The organism is Membranihabitans maritimus (assembly GCF_021729145.1).
GTDB lineage: Bacteria > Bacteroidota > Bacteroidia > Chitinophagales > Saprospiraceae > Membranihabitans > Membranihabitans maritimus.
This window is the reverse complement of record NZ_JAJSLW010000007.1, coordinates 172,754-193,770: the sequence shown is the minus strand read 5'-3', so window position 1 is coordinate 193,770 and position 21,017 is coordinate 172,754. Positions and strand designations below refer to the sequence as shown.

At 37.7% G+C, this 21,017-nt stretch carries 19 protein-coding genes; 13 read left to right on the top strand and 6 right to left on the bottom strand.

The features are described from left to right. Nucleotides 1-63: 63 nt before the first annotated feature. From LVD47_RS10360 to LVD47_RS10340, 5 genes are read left to right on the top strand one after another with little or no spacing between them, the layout of a single operon-like run. Nucleotides 64-765: a phosphoadenylyl-sulfate reductase gene (locus LVD47_RS10360; protein WP_236975763.1), complete on the top strand. Its 702-nt coding sequence runs from the start codon at nt 64-66 to the stop codon at nt 763-765. A 28-nt stretch (nt 766-793) separates the two neighbouring features. Then, the gene (locus tag LVD47_RS10355) at nt 794-2,887 is read left to right on the top strand and encodes a ferredoxin-like domain-containing protein (RefSeq protein WP_236975762.1); all 2,094 of its coding nucleotides are present in this window, start codon (nt 794-796) and stop codon (nt 2,885-2,887) included. After that, the gene (cobA, locus tag LVD47_RS10350; RefSeq protein WP_236975761.1) at nt 2,880-3,662 is read left to right on the top strand and encodes a uroporphyrinogen-III C-methyltransferase; all 783 of its coding nucleotides are present in this window, start codon (nt 2,880-2,882) and stop codon (nt 3,660-3,662) included. Before LVD47_RS10355 ends, cobA begins: the two co-directional genes overlap by 8 nt. Continuing rightward, nucleotides 3,662-4,240: a precorrin-2 dehydrogenase/sirohydrochlorin ferrochelatase family protein gene (locus LVD47_RS10345; RefSeq protein ID WP_236975760.1), complete on the top strand. Its 579-nt coding sequence runs from the start codon at nt 3,662-3,664 to the stop codon at nt 4,238-4,240. Before cobA ends, LVD47_RS10345 begins: the two co-directional genes overlap by 1 nt. A 2-nt stretch (nt 4,241-4,242) precedes the next feature. Further along, complete coding sequence (locus LVD47_RS10340) at nt 4,243-5,277, top strand: NAD(P)/FAD-dependent oxidoreductase (RefSeq protein ID WP_236975759.1); 1,035 nt, start codon at nt 4,243-4,245, stop codon at nt 5,275-5,277. A gap of 174 nt (nt 5,278-5,451) precedes the next feature. On the opposite strand, the gene mnmC2 is transcribed toward LVD47_RS10340, so the two are convergent. The 6 genes from mnmC2 to leuS form a co-directional block, all read right to left on the bottom strand. Then, nucleotides 5,452-6,135, bottom strand: coding sequence for a tRNA (5-methylaminomethyl-2-thiouridine)(34)-methyltransferase MnmC2 (gene mnmC2, locus LVD47_RS10335; protein ID WP_236975758.1), 684 nt, complete (start codon nt 6,133-6,135; stop codon nt 5,452-5,454). Further along, nucleotides 6,135-7,265 (bottom strand): LOG family protein, encoded by a 1,131-nt coding sequence (locus LVD47_RS10330; protein WP_236975757.1) that lies wholly within the window; start codon nt 7,263-7,265, stop codon nt 6,135-6,137. Before LVD47_RS10330 ends, mnmC2 begins: the two co-directional genes overlap by 1 nt. A gap of 671 nt (nt 7,266-7,936) precedes the next feature. Beyond that, nucleotides 7,937-8,593 (bottom strand): T9SS type A sorting domain-containing protein, encoded by a 657-nt coding sequence (locus LVD47_RS10325; protein WP_236975756.1) that lies wholly within the window; start codon nt 8,591-8,593, stop codon nt 7,937-7,939. Between the two features lie 31 nt (nt 8,594-8,624). Then, nucleotides 8,625-9,785 (bottom strand): aminotransferase class V-fold PLP-dependent enzyme, encoded by a 1,161-nt coding sequence (locus LVD47_RS10320; protein WP_236975755.1) that lies wholly within the window; start codon nt 9,783-9,785, stop codon nt 8,625-8,627. A gap of 61 nt (nt 9,786-9,846) precedes the next feature. Next, entirely contained in the window at nt 9,847-11,076 is a 1,230-nt protein-coding gene (locus LVD47_RS10315; RefSeq protein ID WP_236975754.1) for a dipeptidase, read from the bottom strand. Between the two features lie 21 nt (nt 11,077-11,097). Beyond that, nucleotides 11,098-13,956 (bottom strand): leucine--tRNA ligase, encoded by a 2,859-nt coding sequence (gene leuS / locus LVD47_RS10310; RefSeq protein WP_236975753.1) that lies wholly within the window; start codon nt 13,954-13,956, stop codon nt 11,098-11,100. Nucleotides 13,957-14,092: 136 nt separating this feature from the next. On the opposite strand from leuS, the gene LVD47_RS10305 reads away from it, so the two are divergent. From LVD47_RS10305 to gldG, 8 genes are all read left to right on the top strand, one after another. Further along, nucleotides 14,093-14,518 carry a hypothetical protein gene (locus tag LVD47_RS10305; protein WP_236975751.1) on the top strand — a complete coding sequence of 142 codons (426 nt, stop codon included), beginning with the start codon at nt 14,093-14,095 and terminating at the stop codon, nt 14,516-14,518. A 331-nt stretch (nt 14,519-14,849) separates the two neighbouring features. Continuing rightward, nucleotides 14,850-15,722 (top strand): cell division protein FtsX, encoded by an 873-nt coding sequence (locus LVD47_RS10300; RefSeq protein ID WP_236975750.1) that lies wholly within the window; start codon nt 14,850-14,852, stop codon nt 15,720-15,722. A gap of 94 nt (nt 15,723-15,816) precedes the next feature. Then, the gene (locus LVD47_RS10295; protein WP_236975748.1) at nt 15,817-16,140 is read left to right on the top strand and encodes a DUF3098 domain-containing protein; all 324 of its coding nucleotides are present in this window, start codon (nt 15,817-15,819) and stop codon (nt 16,138-16,140) included. Nucleotides 16,141-16,153: 13 nt separating this feature from the next. Continuing rightward, complete coding sequence (locus LVD47_RS10290; protein WP_236975746.1) at nt 16,154-16,942, top strand: undecaprenyl-diphosphate phosphatase; 789 nt, start codon at nt 16,154-16,156, stop codon at nt 16,940-16,942. Between the two features lie 10 nt (nt 16,943-16,952). Continuing rightward, complete coding sequence (truB, locus tag LVD47_RS10285; protein ID WP_236975744.1) at nt 16,953-17,654, top strand: tRNA pseudouridine(55) synthase TruB; 702 nt, start codon at nt 16,953-16,955, stop codon at nt 17,652-17,654. Nucleotides 17,655-17,678: 24 nt separating this feature from the next. Then, nucleotides 17,679-18,587, top strand: coding sequence for an ATP-binding cassette domain-containing protein (locus tag LVD47_RS10280; RefSeq protein WP_236975742.1), 909 nt, complete (start codon nt 17,679-17,681; stop codon nt 18,585-18,587). A gap of 7 nt (nt 18,588-18,594) precedes the next feature. Beyond that, a complete protein-coding gene (locus LVD47_RS10275; protein ID WP_236975740.1) occupies nt 18,595-19,326 on the top strand; it encodes an ABC transporter permease subunit in 732 nt (243 codons plus the stop codon). After that, complete coding sequence (gene gldG, locus LVD47_RS10270; RefSeq protein ID WP_236975738.1) at nt 19,323-21,017, top strand: gliding motility-associated ABC transporter substrate-binding protein GldG; 1,695 nt, start codon at nt 19,323-19,325, stop codon at nt 21,015-21,017. Before LVD47_RS10275 ends, gldG begins: the two co-directional genes overlap by 4 nt.

Genomic DNA, 21,017 nt, shown 5'->3' with positions numbered 1-21,017 from the left:
TGTATATGGGGATTGGATAATTCTATTTCGGATGGTACAATCACAAAAGAGAAATTAATTAAAATGGAAATACTCAAAAATATAGATATTTTAAACGACATCCTTGGAAAGACAGGACCTATAGAAGCTTTGCAGTGGTTATCAGAACACTCTTCTTTTAATGTTACTTTTTCCACTTCATTCGGACAGGAAGATCAGGTGATAACAGATATGATTTTTAAAAATGACTTGGATGTAAATGTTTTTACATTGGATACTGGCCGGTTGTTTCAGGAAACTTATGATGTACATGGTTTGACCCTGAAGAAATATAAGAAATCCATTGATGTATTTTATCCTTTGCATGAGAGTGTGGAAAGTATGATAAAAGAGAAAGGTCCCAATAGTTTTTACGATTCTATCGAAAATAGAAAACAGTGTTGTAACATTAGGAAAATAGAACCGCTTAGCAGAGCGTTAAAACCCTTTAATGTGTGGGTTACGGGGTTACGGTCTACCCAATCTAAAAACAGAAGTTTACTGAAGAGGTTTCAGTATGATCCAAAGTTTGATATTATTAAATTTAATCCGATATTGGATTGGAACCTTGAGGAAGTGGAAAAGTATTTGGATACGCATAGGGTACCTCAAAATCGACTTCATAAAAAAGGATATATAAGTATTGGTTGTGAGCCTTGTACCCGAGCCATTTCACCCGGTGAAGATATTCGAGCGGGAAGATGGTGGTGGGAAACTTCCAAAAAAGAATGTGGATTGCATTCTTAATTAATTGTAAAATGAAGAAAAAATTAATATGAAAAGTTTTAGAACAGAATTAGAAAATCCGGTTGTTGAAGAAGAGATTCTAGAACTCGGGCAAAAAATTGCTTTGTACAAAAACGGGAAGATCGATGAAGATCGATTCAAAAGCTTACGTCTTGCTCGTGGGGTATATGGTCAACGCCAACCAGGAGTGCAAATGGTGAGGATAAAAATTCCATATGGTTCTTTGAATCGTAAGAAGCTTGCCAGAATAGCTGATGTTTCTGATGAATATGCTACAGGAAACCTCCATGTGACTACCCGGCAGGATATTCAATTACATTTTGTGAGTTTAGATGATACGCCTGAATTATGGGAGAAATTGGCTCGGGATGAAGTGACAATGAGAGAAGCATGTGGTAATACCGTGAGAAATATTACTGGGTCTCACCTGGCAGGAGTACATCCCAAGGAAGCATTTGATATAAGCCCCTATGCCCAAAAGACGTTTGAATATTTGGTAAGGAATCCAATATGTCAGGAAATGGGCCGGAAATTTAAAATTTCATTCTCAGCCACCGAAGAGGATGATTACTATAGTTATATCCATGATATTGGAGTTATTCCTGTGATTCAAGAAATAGATGGTGAAGAACAAAGAGGCTTCAAGGTAATGATTGGTGGAGGTTTAGGTGCCCAACCTAATCATTCTGAAGTAGCTCATGAATTTCTTCCAACGGATCAGCTAATTCCTTTCGCAGAAAGTTTAATACGTGTTTTTGATAGATACGGAGAGCGCGATAGAAGACACAAAGCGCGGATGAAATTTTTGATTAAAGATCTTGGTAGAGATGGTTTGATGGAGCTAGCTTCGGAACAACGAAAAGCATTACCATTTCAATCTTATCCAATTGAAGGAACAGAACAGTCTTACGAAGAGCTTCAGGAAATACATTCATTTGATTTTTCTGATGAATCTTTCAAGACCTGGTTTGAAGCCAATGTTTTTACACAAAAACAAGAGGGATATTTTTCCGTAGGAATAAAGTTGCACAATGGGGATATCTCTTCGAATACTTCCAGGGATTTAATTAAAGTGCTGGAAGAAATTAATGTAGATGATATTCGCACTACTATTCAGCAAAATCTTGTTTTGCGGTTTGTCAAAGGTTCGGATGTAAGAAAACTATATGACGCTTTAGTTGAATTGAACCTGGCGGAAGTTGGTTTTGAAGGGTTGGCGGATATTATTGCTTGTCCCGGCACCGATACTTGTAACCTGGGAATTGCCAGCAGTATGGGATTGGCTACTAGATTGACGGATGTTTTGAAAAAAGAATACAGGCATCTGGCAGCTACGAAAGATATAGATATAAAGATTAGCGGTTGTATGAATGCATGCGGGCAACACAATCTGGCTGCGATTGGTTTTCAGGGAATGACGATCAAGGTTAATAAAAAAGTAGCCCCGGCTGCACAGGTATTGTTGGGCGGTATAAATGAAGGAAATGGGAATGGAAAGTTTGCAGATAAAGTAATCAAAGTTCCGGCAAAAAAAGCTGATGATGCCCTCCGTTATTTACTCAATGATTATTATACGAATAAAAACGAAGGTGAACGTTACGGAGAATATTACGAGAGACTGGGAAAGGATTATTTTTACCAACTGCTTAAACCATTGTCCGACACGACGGATTTCCAGGAAGAATGGTATCAGGATTGGGGCAGAGAAAAAGATTATGTAAAAGCAATTGGCGTGGGTGAATGTGCTGGGGTAGTAGTAGATTTGACAATTACCCTGATTGAAGAGGCAAATGAAAGATTGGAAAAGGCTGTAAAATGTATGTGGCAGGAAAAGTATTCAGATGCCATTTACCATGCTTATACCGCATATATTCATTTGGCCAAATCAATTTTGATCCATACGGATGAAAAACTGAATACACAAAGTAAAATTATTAAAGCTTTTGATAAGTGCTATGGCAATGATTTTAAATGGCCTGCAAATTACAGTTCATTTGAAGAACTGGTGCTTTGCATGAAAGAAAATGAGCCCACAGAGGCTTTTGCAACAGCATATTTGAAAAATGTAGACACGATTAAAGAACAAGTTATTGAGCAACACAAAGTTTTGACAAATGAATAATCACAAAATACCCCGGCTTAGTTTGGTAGGTGGAGGACCGGGCGATCCCAAACTTATAACATTAAAAGCTATAGAGACGCTCGAAAAAGCGGATATAATTCTTTTTGATGCGTTGGTAAACAATTCATTGCTGGATTATGCAAAAAATGCCCAAAAGATTTTTGTAGGAAAGAGAAGGGGCTGGAGCAGATATACGCAACCTGAAATAAACCGACTGATCGTGAAAATGGCGAATAAGTTTGGACACGTAGTACGCTTGAAAGGTGGGGATCCCATGGTTTTTGGGAGGGCCCAGGATGAAATTGCCTATGCAGAGAAACACGGCCTGGTAGTGGATGTGGTTCCAGGTATAAGCTCGTATTCAGGCATTGCAGCCTATAACCAGGTTCCTATTACTTCACGAGGGGTAAGTCAGGGCTTTTGGGTGTTGACAGCGACTAATTCCAGGGGGGAATTGTCTTCGGATATTGCAATTGCTGCTCAATCCAGCAGTAATATTTTAATTTTGATGGGGACGAGAAAGCTTCCGCAGATTGTGGAAAAATTTAAAAGTTTCCATGGTGAAGATTATCCTATTGCTTTGGTACAGAATGGTACAACTCCGAATGAGAAGGTGGTTGTTGGTAAACTATCGAATATAGAAGAATCAGTGAAAAAACACCGGATTTCGAATCCTGCAGTGATTATTATTGGGGAAGCAGCACGTCATGTGCAGTCCAACAATGTAGTCTCTAATATGTTGGGAGACCTGAATTTGCTCAAAAAAATTAGTTAATGCAAGAGCCAAATCAACTTTTTCCTATTTTTTTGAGAACGGATAGATTAACGATTCTTATCGTTGGAGGTGGTAACGTAGCAGAAGAGAAATTGCATTTTTTGCTTAAAAGCAGTCCTAATTCTAGAATAATATTAGTGGCTCCTTATATTTCTGAGAAAATCATTTCGTATAGTAATGATTATGATATCACTTTTATCAATAGAGAGTATAAAAATGAAGACTTAAAGGGAATAGATTTAGTCATTGCAGCTACTAATAATAAAGAAATTAATTCGTATATTTGGACTAATTCTAAATTAAAAGGTGTTTTAATCAATGTAGCTGATACGCCGGACCTTTGTGATTTTTATCTTGGAGGTATTGTGACGAAAGGTGATTTTAAAATTGCCATATCTACCAATGGAAAGTCACCTACTTTGGCTAAGAGACTCAGGCAATTGTTGGAAAAAAACTTGCCCGATGAAATCAATCAGTTGGCAGAACACCTGAATAAAGTACGAAACATTTTTGGTGATAGTTTTGAAACCAAAGTGAAAGAATTAAACCGGATAACAAAAAATTTAATTAATAACTAAATATGATACAGACGGAAATACTTATAATCGGAGCAGGACCCGTTGGTTTATTTACAGTTTTTGAAGCTGGATTATTAAAATTGAGATGTCATTTAATTGATGCTTTACCCGTTCCGGGAGGACAATTAACAGAAATATATCCAAAAAAACCTATCTATGATATACCGGGGTATCCGGAAGTGCTAGCAGGAGATCTGGTTGATAATCTTCTCGAGCAGATAGAGCCTTTCAAACCTACCTATACTCTTGGGGAGAGGGCGCAAACGATTGAAAAGGATGAAGAAGGCCAATTTATTGTAACGACTAATGAAGGTACTAAACATCGGGCACCTGTAGTCATGATTGCTGGAGGATTGGGATCATTTGAGCCGCGCAAACCCCCCATTGAAGCGTTACCCAATTTTGAAAATAATGGTGTATATTATTTTGTTAGAAAACCTGAATTTTTTGTCAATAAGGAAATCGTAATTTCAGGAGGAGGGGACTCCGCTCTTGATTGGGCTACCTATTTTGCGGAAAGAGACATGTGTTCTTCTGTGACATTAGTACATAGACGTACCAAATTCAGAGGACATAAAGACACTGTACAAAAATTATACGATTTGCAGGATGCCGGCAAAATTGAGGTAATTACCAATGCGGAAGTGGTGGATGTAAAAGGTACAGATGAATTGGATACCGTGGTGATTAAGTCCAAAGATGGTGAAATAACAGAAAAGTATACCCATAGTTGGTTGCCACTGTTTGGATTGAGTCCTAAACTGGGACCAATAGGTGACTGGGGACTGGAAATAGAAAAGAATGCTATTAAAGTGAATACCTTTGACTATAGCACTAATATTGAAGGTATTTATGCCGTGGGAGATGTAAATACTTACCCCGGTAAATTGAAATTAATTCTTTGTGGCTTTCACGAGTCTACCCTGGCACTTCAATCTGCATACAATATAGTATTTCCTGATAAAAAATACAGCATGAAATATACTACTGTAAATGGTATTCAGGGATTCGAGGAAAAGAAAGAAGTGGAAGCCTAGTAATATAAGATATAAAGTAAATACTAATGCGCTGGGAAAATACGTCTCTTAGCGCATTTTTTTTTAATGAATGGAGATTTTGCAAAAGAATGCCGCTGAAAGATAAGTTTTGCAGCGAATGATGCTCAATTGGGGCATTTATTATAGTCTGGTGTTTTCCGCCTTTTTAATAGATTAAATTTTCTCTCCTCTTGTCATTTCTCGTTTAAAAGGAGGCCCCGGAAGCGGGATTACATTAAACCCTGCTTTTTTTAATGTTCTTTTGACGGATCCTTTTGCACAATAGGATACCCAATAGCCGGGTGTACTCAAAAGTCGGTAGCAGAGGCCAATGGCATTTTCATCCCATAATTCGGGTTGCGCATTTGGGGCAAAAGCGTCGTAATAAATTATATCATACAATTCAAATTGGTCGTGATCTAGAAATGAACCTTGTATTTTATTCAGACAAAAATAGGGACTTACCTTTTCATTTTTATTCCACTTTTTACGGTGCAAATCATACAGTAATTGAACTGAATCATTGGATAGTCCTTCAAATTTCATTTTTTCAACAATAGAAAAATCTACAGGGAACATTTCAATGCCCGTATAGGTGATATTGATTTTATGTTTTTCTGCTACTTCCTGGCTTAATATTGTATTCAAACCACTTCCCAACCCCATTTCCAGTATGTTGATATTCGCTTTTTGTGGATGTTGTTTTATAAAATTCATAAGGCCGTGTTGGATAAAAACATGCCTACTTTCGGTAATAGCTCCATGACGAGAATGATATAGTTCACCCCATTCACTATGGATTAAGGTATCGGAACCGTCTTTCGTATTTAGCTTTTCAGGCTTGTAATATCTGGGCATCAGGCAGGTGTGTTGGATTTGTAAAATTGCTCCAGGTGGTCTTTAATTCGATCAATAGAGTCGTATAGTCCCAGGTCCAGATTATTTAATTTCTTCTGATCAGACAAGTTTTTTAGCAAGGAATATACTCCCCAATCATTGGTCCAGAATTCTGTATTCATAAATAACATCGGACTGGCGTATTTGAGCGTAAGATAGTGGTTCTGGGTTACTTCCTGAAATACTTCTTGCATAGTACCGGCACTCCCAGGAGTAAATATAATTCCTCCTTTGGCTATGGCCAGCAACCCTTCCTCGCGAATACTATTTGTAAAATACTTGGCAATATGACTTGCGAAAGGGGATGGGGGTTCGTGACCATATAACCAGGTGGGAATTCCCAGGCTATTGTAGTTGCTTTCTTGGTATTGGTCAATGACTTTGAAGGCTGCACTCAACCAATTTTTATCGGTATAGAGTGGAGATTCAGCCAAAATTTCAAGTGCCTGGTCAACGGTATCCTCTGGCGATTCTGCCAGCCAGGCTCCCAAATGCGTAGCTTCCATTGCTCCCGGGCCCCCTCCCGAAATCATTAGTTTCCCTTGTTCGGTAAGCGATTTTGACAATAGAACAATTTTTTTGTACATAGGGTCGGTCCGCAACATACTGTGTCCTCCCATTACCGCTATTATTTGTCTTTCATCATACTTTTGTATGAAGTCCTGCAGTGCATTGGTAATTGATTGGTCGTGGAGACTTCGCGCCAATGATTCTTTAATATCAGTCGTATATTTACCGGTTTTGATAAAGTGGTCGTAGATTATTTTGTGGTAGGTTTTTAAATAAGAATCGGGATTGTCAGGATCATATCCTTTGTAAAGATCAAATCGATTGTATAATTTATTTGGATAAATTAAATATGGGAGATCCATTTTAGGGAATACATAATTATTTTGTTGGAGATAACAGGTCATCGGATCGGTGAGCCCGCAACCAATAAACAGACAATCGTGTAAAGTTGATTGGTAAAATTCGGAAGCAAGTGATGTAAGGTCCAGCCCTTGTACGGCGATATTACTAATTACATGTTGTTCTTGGAGTAGCTTTCGGAATTCGTTTACCGATAAGATCTCTTGAGTGATAATTTTCATGTATTCTTCTATTTCTAAAAAGTGAATGTATGAAATAATAATCACTAGGATGCCAGGGAAGAAGGTCTTTAATAATTTAACGTGAGTTCGACAGAGAAAAAAAGAGCCCTGAAGGGTCGAAATATTATTAACCCTGGGTGCCAACCCTGGGTGGAAAACAAGTAAAATCGTCTATTCTGGCATTGATTACCACAAAGTCTCCATAGGGATGACTTTGCCAGATGCCTTGGGCATTGCATTTTCAGCAAAAATAATGACAGAATCAATTATTCGTCGAGCTGACGTTAATTTATTTTTAACTGGTAGGAAAATATTTTTGGCTCGTATTGTGGTTATCAATATCCGTTCGGGCTGAACCTCTACCACTTCACTATATGCTAAAAGGTCTAAAAGTATCCTTATAAGAAGTTATGCAGGAATAAACCCTGGCGAGCTTTCGACAGAGAGATTCTACGAGCGGTGAGACCAGGCTCATTGTCGAGGTCTCAGCCGGGTCAATATGACCGGAAGCCGTTCTGTTGCTCATCCTGTCTTTGTGAATTTTTTAGCTCTTACCTGACCTCCGGCCAATTCAGTAAGGTACATCGACCCACTTAGATACCACAATCAAATGGAATCCACAGCGTTGTGCAGATAATTTGATAAATTCAAATCGGCTTTTGCCAAGGAAATTAAATAATAATAAATTTTTTAATCCCTAATCCTTTACTGTTTTTTATAATAATAAAGTAAAGTCCAGGTGGCAGGTTATCTGCATGTAAAATAATGGATTGATCACCAGGAGGAAAGGTGCGGTTGGCTAAAAGCGATATTTCTTTTCCTGCCAGTGAATGTACGGAGATTCGGTAATAATCACGTGTATCAGGATGGAATGTAATACGTGTATCAGAATGAACAATATTCGGGGCTACGGAGAATTCAAAAACCTTTGCCCGCTGTCTCTGACTGGATGCTGTCATCACACCCGTACTAATGGAAAATTTTCCACTTATATCTTCGTAATCTCCTCCGGAATTTACCTGGACGATCCGGATTAATGCGTCATGAGTATTTACATAAGGGATACTCCAATCATATGATAGCTGGTCAACAGGCATCCCAGTTTTTATAGGTTCCCAGTTATGTCCATTATCAGTTGAGTAAAAAAGATCCCACCCTTCCTGGTTGTGTTCAATTTCAATTTCCCATTTTATATTAAGATGTTTCCCAGACTGTAAATTTTCACCAGAAAGATAAGTAGTTAATCTACAATGGGCGTGTACAATGGAAGACAAACCTATTATCAATACAGGAATGAAAATGAGTCGATTTATTCCTATTACTTTCATAAGGTTAAATTAAGAAATATAGATAGTAAAATCAATATTTATTAAAAGTTTGAAGGACGTCAGTTAAATTGTATATGTCAGATTTGGTATTATAGAGATGGGGAGATATTCTCATACAATCGCCCCTGAATGAAACATGAATCTTCTTATCAATACAGGTTTTGACTAAATTTTGTCGAACCACTTCATCTAGAATATGGATTCCAATTAAATGATTGGCCCGCCAATTTTCATCTTTTTCTATCCAATACGTTTTACTATCGTGTAATCCTTCCAACATGGTGTTGACGAGGTATTGGCAATATTCCTGAATTCGTTCAACTTTCCATTCTAAAATCATCTCCAGTCCTTTTTCCACCATAGGAATATTTGTAAAATTACTATATTCGCCTACATTATACTTTTGAGCTTTTTTCCTGTAGCTTTGCTCGTATTTTGTCAAATTGGTAAAATCACCACTGTTTTCTCTATTGATCCAGTTGTCTTCTATTGGAATCCCGTCATCAAATACAGGTCCAAAATAACCCAGTGCCGTTCCGTACGGTCCCATAAGCCACTTATAACTTGAACAAAAAACTGCATCAGGCCACAATTCAGAAATATCAAATGGCAAGGCACCAATGGATTGAGTTCCATCAATTATGAACAGTGCATGGTGTTTCTTACAGGCTTCAGCAATCTCTTTAAGATTATACAATGTCCCATCAGTCCAATGCAATACTCCTATGCATACTGCAGCTGTTTGTTGTCGGATTGAATTAATTATTTCCCTGGTTAGTTTGGGACCTCTATCTTTATACAAGTCAGGAAGCTTTATCCTATGAAGATCAAAATGGAAGTTTTTATTTTGCCAGGGAAAAACAGCTGATGGGAATTGGTCTTCGACGACAACTACTTCATTTCCCCTTCCGTTATTGATATTTTTGATTACATTGGCCATTCCATAAGAGACAGAAGGTAGTATGGCAATTCTCTGTGGGTCCGGATTATTAATTAATAATGAAAATGCCTTTCGGACGTTTTCAGCAGTTTGAAAAAAATGTTCCGGAGTAATACTTCCAGGTCTGCATTTGGTTCTTAGCCCCTGAATTCCCGCTACCTCAACTTCTTTGGCGAGTGGGGTCATATAGGCGGCATTGAGGTACGTTTCACCTGCAGGTAAATTGAATAAATGCTGTTGGCTACTTATCATATTTTATTTTTTTGAACCTGTATCAAAAGGTATAGAGAAGCAAAATAAGTGGGTTTTGATTTTAAATGGTTTTGTAGTTGAGAACGGATTTCCAAACTCTCCAAACGTTTTTATAACATATCTTTTCAATATCATTTTTGCTGTACCCCCGCAGGAGTAATTCAGCGATTAAATTGGGATATTGTGATACATCTTTCAGACCAGTGGGAAGTGAATCCCCGACTCCGTCAAAATCAGAACCTAATCCGACGTAATCAATACCTGCTATCTTCACTACATGGTCAATGTGGTCTGCAACCTTCTGAACGGTAGAGTAAAGGGCAGGTGCGTAATTGTCTTTGAAATCCTCTTCTAATTTTCTGGCCTCAGGGCTATTGGTATCGACACCTTGTCCCTCCAGGTATTCCAACCAGTCATTTCGGTATTTTTCTCTGGCCATTGTTATTTCTGAATCAATAAATGTAGATCCAAAATTTATCTGAATAACACTGTTCTTTTCTTTCATAGTACGAATCATATCATCACTCATATTCCTTTCAAATTCAGGCGTAAAGATTCGGCAAGAGGAGTGGGAAGCAATAACGGGTGTCTTTGTAGTTCGCATGACCTGGTAAAAGGCACTATCAGAAATATGGGATACATCAATTAACATACCTACACTATTCATTCTTTCCACTACCTGGTATCCAAATGGGCTTAAGCCATTCCATTTTCGGTCCAGGTCATATGAAGAATCACAAATTTGGTTGTTTTTGGAATGTGTGAGTGTTATGTAACGGATCCCTTTATCAAAGTAGTAATTGATTTTATCTAGATCCATAGCTATAGGAGCTCCATTTTCCATCCCCATCGGAAGGGAAATCAATCCACTTTTAGTATTATTTTCGATATCCTCCGGAGAATGGCCTTTCGCAAATTTGTCCGGATGAGCATTGATAATGCCATGAACCATATTTATCAGAGAATCTGCTAGCTTATCTGCGCCACCCTCAGTTTGATATTTTGCAGGTATGTAAATACTCATAAAGGGGGCATCTAATCCACCTTCCTTTGCTCTTACATAATCGAAGTCCCCTTCATTTGTTTGAATAGGGATGCCAAGGTATTCTCTAGATAACTGAAAGTTCTTTACCCTGAGTCTGTAAGGTAAGTCTATATGGCCATCTGTAATAATTATATCCTTAGCTATCTTTTCAGCTTTAGCCGTAAAATCTACCATTGATTTTTGGGTATTTCTACTGCAACCCCCAAAGGTGATTCCCATAAGGAAAATATAAATAAGATGTTTCATTGCTTCAAAATTGATGATCGCTTACTTTACTACAAAATTTATCATGCGTTTGGGGACTACAATGACTTTAATTATATTTTTATCCCCTATCCAATTGGTTATTTCTTCATTTTCACGTGCAGCTTTTTCCAATGCATCTTTGTCCAAATCTGCAGGAAATGTAGCTGAAGCTCTTTTTTTCCCGTTGATGCACAGTGGATATTCAATTTCGTCATCTACCAGGTATTTTTGGTCAAATACCGGAATTTCCTGATGGTGAACACTGGGTTGGTTACCGAGTAAATTCCACAATTCCTCAGATAAAAACGGTGCAAAGGGAGCTATCAACCGAACCAGTGGATTTAGTATTTCAGATTTATTACAATTGAGTTTTTTTAGATCATTAACACAGACCATCATGGCACTTATACAGGTGTTGAATGAAAATCGTGCAGAGTCTTCTCTTACTTTTTTAATGGCAGTATGCAGTATTTTCAATTCTACTTTAGAAGGTTCTTCGGAGCTGATATCCAACTGCTCATTGTCGTCAAGAAATAGGGTCCACAGTTTTCGTATAAATTTAAATACACCCTCTATTCCTTTGGTATCCCAGGGCTTGTCTTGTTCGATTGGGCCCAGAAACATTTCGTACATCCGAAAACAATCGGCACCATATTGCCGGACTATGTCATCTGGATTAATGACATTGTATTTGGATTTTGACATTTTTCCCTGTTCGGAAACGGTTTGGAATTTGAATTGAGATTCTTCTTCGCCGGTTATTTCACCTCCTTGAAAAATACCCAATGATGTATGAAATTGCGCGTCTTTATAATCTGGTGCCCAATTGGTATACTCTTTTAATCCATTTGCCGTCAAATGGCTACCTTCCTGACCGTAATCCGAAACAAAATCAATAAGAACTGGTATACGTGCATACAAATTTTCTTCATTAGGTCGGACGAGATCTGCGGAGTAAAATTCTCTCGGGTTTTGACTGCCTTTTTTGAGATAAATAGATTCGATGATTCCTTGAATTTTACCCTGATTTATCAACTTTTTAAAAGGCTCTGTGGTATTTACATAGCCGGTATCGAATAAGAATTTATGCCAGAAGCGGGCATACATCAGGTGGGCGACAGCATGCTCAGCACCACCGACATATAAATCTACATTTTTCCAATATTCAATAGAGTCCTGGCTGGCAAACTCCTCATCGTTTTCTGGGTCCATATATCGTAGATAGTACCAACTGGATCCGGCGACAGCCGGCATAGTATCGGTTTCTCTTGTAATCCCTTCCTGGGGGTGTACCCAATCCGATATCCTTGCAAGAGGAGATTGTCCGTCCCCAGCAGGTTTGAAGTTATCCGTATCGGGTAGTGTAAGGGGTAAATCTTCTTTGGACAGGGCATAAGGTATACCTTTTACATCAAATTCAATAGGAAAAGGTTCGCCCCAATACCTTTGTCTGCTAAAATTGGCATCTCGCAATTTATAGTTAATTTGCATTTTGCCAAGGCCGTTTTCTTCTATTTTTTGAGTGGCTTTTTTTATGGCTTCCGGAACTTCCATTCCATTAAGGAATTCTGAATTTATAATTATTCCCACTTTGTCATCAAGGGTAGCACCTGGGTAATTGGATTTATCAACAACATCAATTATGGGGATATTAAATTTTTCTGCAAAGGACTGGTCCCTTTCATCATCGCTGGGTACTGCCATTATCGCACCGGAACCATAGTCTATCAATACATATTCACTTATGAATATTGGGATTTTTGTTTTGGTAAAAGGATGTATACAATAGCTCCCGGTAAAAGCACCAGAAACCTTCTTCTCGGCCATTCTTTCTACATCTGAACGACTATTTACATAATCGATATATGTTCTGATTTCGTCTTTTTGTGTGTCTGTAGTTATGGCTGAAACCAAAGGATGTTCAGGAGCAATTACCATAAATGTTACTCCAAAGATAGTATCTGGTCTCGTAGTATATACTTCTAATTGCTCCTTGCTTTCCGCAATGTCAAAAAATACGGTGGCACCCGTCGATTTCCCGATCCAATTTCTTTGCATTGTTTTTAAAGGATCCGGCCAATCTATATCTTCCAGCTCTTGAAGCATTCTTTCTGCATAGGCTGTTGTTCGCAAGTACCATTGATTCATAGCTTTCTTAATTACCGGATAACCGCCTCTTTCCGAAACCCCATCTTTAATTTGGTCATTGGCCAACACAGTACCCAGCTCCTCACACCAATTCACATAACCGGTTTTTTGATAAGCAAGCCTGTAATTCATCAGTACATCGGATTTTTCTTTATCCGACCATGTATTCCATTCCTGACTGGTAAATGGTAATGGAGTACTTGTGAAAGCAGGATTGTCCATGCTTCCGCTTTTTTCGAAATGTTCGGTTAATCGCTCAATTGGTAAAGCCCTGCGTGCCTCTACATCATAGTAATGGGAGAATAATAGTGTAAAAATCCACTGGGTCCATTTGTAATACTTCGGATCACTGGTCGCTACTTGTCTGGACCAATCAAATGAAAAACCAAGGTTTGAAAGTTGCTCCCTGTAACGTTTCATGTTTTGTTGAGTACTTTCCGACGGATGAATTCCTGTCTGTAAGGCATATTGTTCTGCAGGTAAGCCAAAAGAATCAAATCCTATGGGATGCAGTACATTATAACCTTCCATCCTTTTTTGGCGGGCATAGATATCGGAAGCAATATACCCTAATGGATGGCCTACGTGCAATCCGGCTCCCGATGGATAAGGAAACATGTCCAGGACGTAGTATTTGGGGCGGTCGGATTCATTACTTACTTTGTAAGTATTATTGTCTTCCCAATATTTCTTCCACTTTTGTTCTATTGTATTAAGATCAAGTTTCGTCATTGAATTTCGCAGTGTTTTTGATACCGATTATCGAATAAATTGACAAAAATATGGCTATTCATTTGTTTGAGATAGAATATCTTTGAATTTTTAGAATAAATTTTGTGTTTATCCCTTAGAGTCTAAATATATAATTATGAGATCATTAATAAAGCTGGCCCTGATCATTGTTATTGTCATCGTGGGGTATAATTATTTTTTCGGAACTTCTAATGAAAAGGAAGAGTCCCAGGAAATTGTCGAAAAGGTAAAGGATTTGGGTAAAAGTATTGGAGGGTTGTTGAAAAGTGAAAGGGATAAATTTCAGGAAGGTAAGTACGATGAACTATTCAATAATATTAGTAATACTTTTGAAAAAATAAAAGCAAAAATAGAATCGACTGATATTCAATCCCGTGAAGCACTTGATAAATTGGAGCAAGAAAAATCTAATTTGGAAGAAAAGTGGAAAAATCTTGATCCTGAAGATTCCACCAGCGATGGAAACCGTGAATTCCTGCAGGAGATGGAAGAACTATTGAGGAAGACCGAAGGACTGGTAAAAGATGTTGAGGAGAATTGAAATGTGTAGGCAGGACCGGATACGCAAAATTATTTCTTACAACTTATTATGGCAGATACCTCATTGGTAACAGATACACCTAGCTAATTTAATTGGTGGAAGGAGTAATAATGAAACAATTACACTGAATCAAAACTATTCATCGGGTAGGTTTCTGCTCTTGATTTTGTTTGAAGAATTCTTCCATTAACCCCTACAATAACATTCGGTTTCAATAAAATCCTTCCCTTCCCCAGCATGAACAAAATGCAATTTAATATGAATGTATTAATATTTATTTTAATTTGTTATATTTGTCAAATCAATAACTTAAAAAAGTTGTTTAGTTACTATGGAACGCAAAAATAAATATAGACCCAAACCAAACTTTCTCTTGTCCAATGTCAGTGTAACCTTACTTCTTTTCTTGGCAGGTTTATTGGCATTATCATGGCTTCACTCCAGGGAATTAATTGAGTATTTAAAGGAAAATGTCAATTTAACGGTAGAACTTGATCGGGATATTGAGCGCAAAACGGCGGAATCCATAACGGCTAAAATAAATGAGATAGAGGGCATTAAAGAGGGATCTGTAGATTTAATAACCAAGGAAGAAGGATTCGCAGATATTCAGGCGGAGTTTGGAGAGGATTTTTTAGACGACCAGTTTCCAAATCCTCTTAGCGACATGGTCGTAATGAACCTGAAGGCAGATTATGTGGACAAGGAAAAGGTAGATGCAATAAAGGCAGACATCCGGGGGATGAGTAGTCATATTGACAATGTCTATTTTCAGGACCAGCTTTTCGACAGTGCCATAAAAAACATGAATCTGGTTAACCTGGGATTGACAGTTTTGGGCTTTTTGATTTTATTGATAGCTATATTTTTAATTCACAATACGATAAAACTTTCTCTGTACTCCAATCGATTTTTGGTGAAAACCATGGAGTTGGTAGGCGCAAGATGGTCATTTATATTGCGTCCTTTTGTAACTAAAAGCCTTATATACGGTTTGATAAGTGGAATAGTGGCTGTAATACTCCTCATGGTGCTCGGATACACTGTATATACATATTATCCTTCTATTGATACAATCTTTAATTTTGAGAGTACGTTATTAATTATTGGTGGCGTTTTATTACTCGGATTATTGATACAGGGAATAAGTACCACTTTTGTAGTCAATAAATATTTGAGGAAAAATATGAGTGATTTGTTTTAAGGGTGGTCGCTCCGGACGAGTAAATTTCGCTTACTAATAAAGAATAATTATCTTTGACAACCAATTAATAATTCTACCTTAGTAAAAAATATATATGGCAGCCCAACCTAAGAAAAAAGTCATTAAGCGGAAAAAAAGCTCAGGCAGGAAAGCACCTGTCAAGTCGTTTGACAGCAAGGTCAAACAAAATACGTTTACACATTATGAAGACTTCATTTTTTCGCGCAATCAATATATCTATTCAGGAATAGGGGTATTACTTATTATTTTGGGAATGTTTATTATGAATGGTGGTCATATGCCTGATGACGAGACTTGGGATCCCAATATTATTTACTCTTTCTCCAGAGTAACACTTGCTCCAATTCTAATCCTTGGGGGATTAATATTGCAGGTAGTTGCGATTTTCAAAAAGTAATTGCTGCTTTTGAATGAGTGATATTTTGCAGAAAATTATCCTTGGTATTATTCAGGGACTTACCGAGTTTTTGCCTGTCAGTAGTAGCGGACATTTAGAATTGTTCAAAGTTTTGATGGGTGATAATTCCGTTGCTGAAGAAAGCTTAATGACTACCGTTATTTTGCATTTTGCAACTGCTCTTGCGACTATTGTTGTGTTTCACAAGGATATTTTGCAAATATTTCAAACACTTAGAAAAAAAAGTTCCCAAAAGTTTGTTCTTGCAACTGTAATAAGCATGATACCAGCAGCAGTTGTAGGTATATATTTCGAAGATTATATAGATGCCATGTTTACGGGTAATCTTTTGTTAGTTGGAATTTGCCTTTTTGCTACAGCACTCTTACTTCTTATTGCCGACAAGGCGAAAGATACCACGCGGAATGTAACCATTGGAAAAGGTTTTTTGATTGGAATAGCGCAGGCGATAGCCATTTTGCCGGGTATATCCAGGTCAGGTGCTACGATATCAACAAGTGTTTTACTGGGAATTGACAGAGAGAAAGCTGCTCGGTTTTCCTTTTTAATGGTAGTCCCATTAATTTTTGGAAAGATCGGTAAAGATCTGTTAGATGCGGAGGTTGTATTACAGAATACTTCCTGGGTATCATTGGGATTGGGTTTTCTAGCCGCGTTTTTTACAGGTATTTTCGCTTGTCAATGGATGATAGCCCTTGTGAAAAGAAGCAAACTGTATTATTTTTCAATTTATTGTTCGATTGTAGGCATCATAGCCATGTTGGCCTACTTTATTTATTAAATATTTGTGGATGGATATATCCAAAGAATTGCTCAAAGAACAGGGAAAGGTCTTTTTAATTGACAAACCTCTGGAATGGACATCATTTGATGTAGTTGCCAAACTGCGAAATGCTTGCAAACGGGTTCTCAATCAAAAAAAATACAAGGTAGGTCATGCCGGTACTTTAGACCCTTTGGCCAGTGGTTTACTTATTATTTGTACCGGGAAAATGACAAAACAAATAAATCAATTCCAGGATCTTCCAAAAGAATATACCGGGACGATCTTTCTGGGAGCAACAAGGCCTAGTTTTGATAAAGAAACTCCGATAAACGAATATTTCAGTACAGATCATATTACCGAGGAAATGATGCAAAATGCGGCTGCCAAATTAACGGGAGAAATAGACCAGAAGGTGCCAATATTTTCAGCCGTTAAGGTGGATGGCCAGAGAATGTATAAATTAGCGAGAAAGGGAGAGGATGTTAAAATAAAATCAAGGAAGGTTTTTGTTGAAGAATTTACTATTAATTCTGTTACTTTCCCGGAAGTAGAATTTAAGATCCGATGCAGTAAAGGTACTTATATTAGAGCTATGGCAGACGATTTTGGCAAACTTCTAAATGGTGGTGCCTATTTATCTTCATTGCGTCGAACAGCCATTGGCGAATATTCGGTTGAAAATGCATGGGAAATTGAAGAATTGGTTGAAGAACTTAATACATTGTAAATGTATGTTAATTAAATAGTTACAATGGGCATCCAGGTACAAAATATTTCCAAGTCTTTTGGGACGCAAACGGCTGTGCAAAACTTGACATTTAGCGCAATTAATGGAGAAATATTGGGTTTTCTCGGTCCGAACGGGGCAGGTAAAACGACTTCATTGCGAATGATAGCAGGTCATTTGATACCGGATAGTGGAAATATCCTTTACGATGGAATTGATATCTGGCAAAATCCTGTTGAAGCAAAACAAATGATAGGTTATCTACCGGAGTCTAATCCGCTTTATTACGATTTGTATGTTAAGGAAATACTGGGATTTTACGCTCGACTCCACCATATTCCAAATAGTAAAAATAGAATTGAGGATGTTATTGAAATGGTAGGGCTTAATAAGGAGCAAAAAAAGAAAGTTGGAAATCTTTCAAAAGGGTATAAACAACGTGTGGGGGTGGCCGTTGCTATTTTGCATGATCCGGAAATTTTATTGTTAGATGAACCCGTGTCAGGACTCGACCCCAATCAATTGGCAGACATTAGTGAACTGATCCGGAATTTAGCCAAAACAAAAACAGTTATTTATAGTTCTCATATCTTATCAGAGGTTGAAAAGACCTGCGATAAAGTTTTGATCATAAGTGATGGTGAGCTTAAGGTAATTGACAGGTTGGATGTGCTTAAAGCCAAAAGTGTTAATAGTCAAATAATTTGGGCTACTTTCGATGTCAAAATAGATGGAAAACTTCTGCGGCGGATAGAAGGTATTAAAAATGCAACTTGTATAGCTGGTAATACCTGGAAAATTGAAGCGGTTCCCAATGTTGATATTCGAAGAAATTTATACGACTGGACCGTTGTTAATAATGCACCGTTACTGGAAAGTAAAGTTGAAGAATCCACTATGGCATCGGTATTTAAAGAATTAACTAAAGAATGATATAGAGGTGACAGCAATTCTTATAAAAGATATCAATCAATTTTTCGGAAATCTGGTTTCTGTAAGTAGTTTATTGGTATTTTATGTTTTGATGGGGCTTATTCTTTGGGTCTTTCCGGATTACAGTATCCTGGATGGGTATTATAGTAGTATGAATTCTTTTTTTACGGTGGCGCCAATGATTTTGTTATTTCTAATTCCAGCCTTAAATCGCGATGCGATTGCTGAAGAATTAGATACCGGAACCCTGGACCTATTACTTACGAGGCCGATTACTTCACTGCAAATTGTGTTATCTAAGTTTCTGAGCGGTATTATTATCATTTCAATTGCTTTATTTCCCTCGATTATGTATGTACTTTCTGTCTACTGGTTGGGAAACCCGGTTGGAAATCTTGATATGGGTGGTGTGATTGGAAGTTACATTGGACTATTCTTATTATGTTCGGTATTTACCAGTGTGAGTATTTTTTCTTCTTCATTGCTTAAAAATTCCATTTCTTCCGTATTAGTATCTATTTTGTTATGTTTCCTTTTGTATTGGGGCTTGTATTTAATTAGCAGTTTACCCGTTTTGTATGGAAAGTGGGATTATTGGGTACAGTGGATGGGTTTGGATTTTCATTATGCTGAATTGGGCAAAGGATTGGTAGGGTTACATAGTATCGTCTATTTCTTTTCTATAGTAACGGTTTTTTTGTTTGGATCCTTCTTGAATATAGAAAGACTGAAAAGATGAAGAGTGGTTTGAAGAAAAATGTTGTGGTTTACTTTTTGGGTATGATTGCATTCTTAATTGCCTTGAATGGCATCATATCATACCTTGATGTTCGATGGGATCTAACGGAAGACAAAAGGTTTACATTATCGCCATCGACAGAAAATATATTGGCGTCAATTGACGACCGAATGATACTTGAAGTGTATTTAACTGGAGATTTTCCTGCTGTTTTCAAAAAATTAGAACAGGGCACTCGCGATCTATTGACTAGGTATTCCCGCGAAAATCCCAACCTTATTATACGATATGAAAATCCCTCAGTAGGGTCTCCGGAAGAAGTAAATAGCCAAAGGCAGGAATTCCAACAAGATGGTTTGACCCCAGTAAGGCTTAATATTACCGGAGAATCTGTTGAAAAATTGATTTACCCTTATGCTTCATTAAAATACGGATCAAAGAAAGTGTATATTAACCTCCTGGAAGCAGATAGAGCAGGAGTCCCCAATGACCGGGTAATTAATGAATCCCTTTCATTGCTTGAGTATAAATTTACTAGTGGATTATTGAGGTTGTTTCAGAGCCGGAAAAAAAATGTAGTTTTTACCTCGGGACATGGAGAGCTTAATCCTTTGGAGACAGCAGATTTGGAACGCAGTTTAAGGGCCTATTATAATACATCGAGAGTAGAATTGGATTCGATGGTCCATATTCCTGAGGTGGTTGATATTGTTGTATTGGCAAAACCCCAAGGTCCGTTTTCAGATCGGGATAAATTTATTCTCGATCAGTATATAATGAACGGAGGGAAAGTAGTTTTCCTCTTAGATAAAATGAGGGTTAACGAAGACAGTTTGAGAACTGTCGGAAAATTTGTCGCTACGGATCGAAATCTCAATTTAGATGATTTGCTTTTTAATTACGGTGTTCGGATACAGACCAACCTGGTGCTAAGCCTGGAAGATAATACAAGAATCCCCTTGCAGGTGGGGCAAATGGGTGGAGAAAGCCAATTTAATCTTTTCCCGTGGTACTATTACCTGGCAGCAATACCCAGTTCTGAATCCACGATAACCAAAGGGTTGGATAGAATCCGTCTAACCTATGCCTCATCTATTGATACTTTGGAATCAGGAAAGGGGGTACGGAAAACTCCTTTAATTGTTTCTGGGAGATACAGTCGTTACCAATTTAACCCGGTGGAAATTGACTTGAATATTGTCCAGTACCAACCCGATGTGTCAGCTTTTAATCATTCTAATTTGCCACTAGCCGTTATGTTGGAGGGAGTATTTGGATCATTGTACAAAAATCGTGTTACCCCGCAGATGAAAGCCGGGTTAGAGCAATTGGAGCAATCTTTTAAGCAGAATTCAGAGGAGACTAAAATTATGGTTGTTTCGGATGGCGATATTGCGAGAAATGAAATAAACCCTCAGACCCGGGAGCCGAGAGCTTTGGGATATGATCGTTACGAACAATTTACTTTTGCTAACAGGACTTTTTTAATCAATGCAATAGAATATATGACGGGTATGGAGTCGGTATTATCATTGCGAAATCGAGAGATACAGTTGCGACTGCTGGATCAGCAGAAGATAAGACAGTCGGGAATTTATTACCAGATATTCAATATTGGTGGTCCGATTGTATTATTTTTAATGGTTACTTTACTGTGGATTTATTTCAGAAAGTGGAAATACGGAAGATAA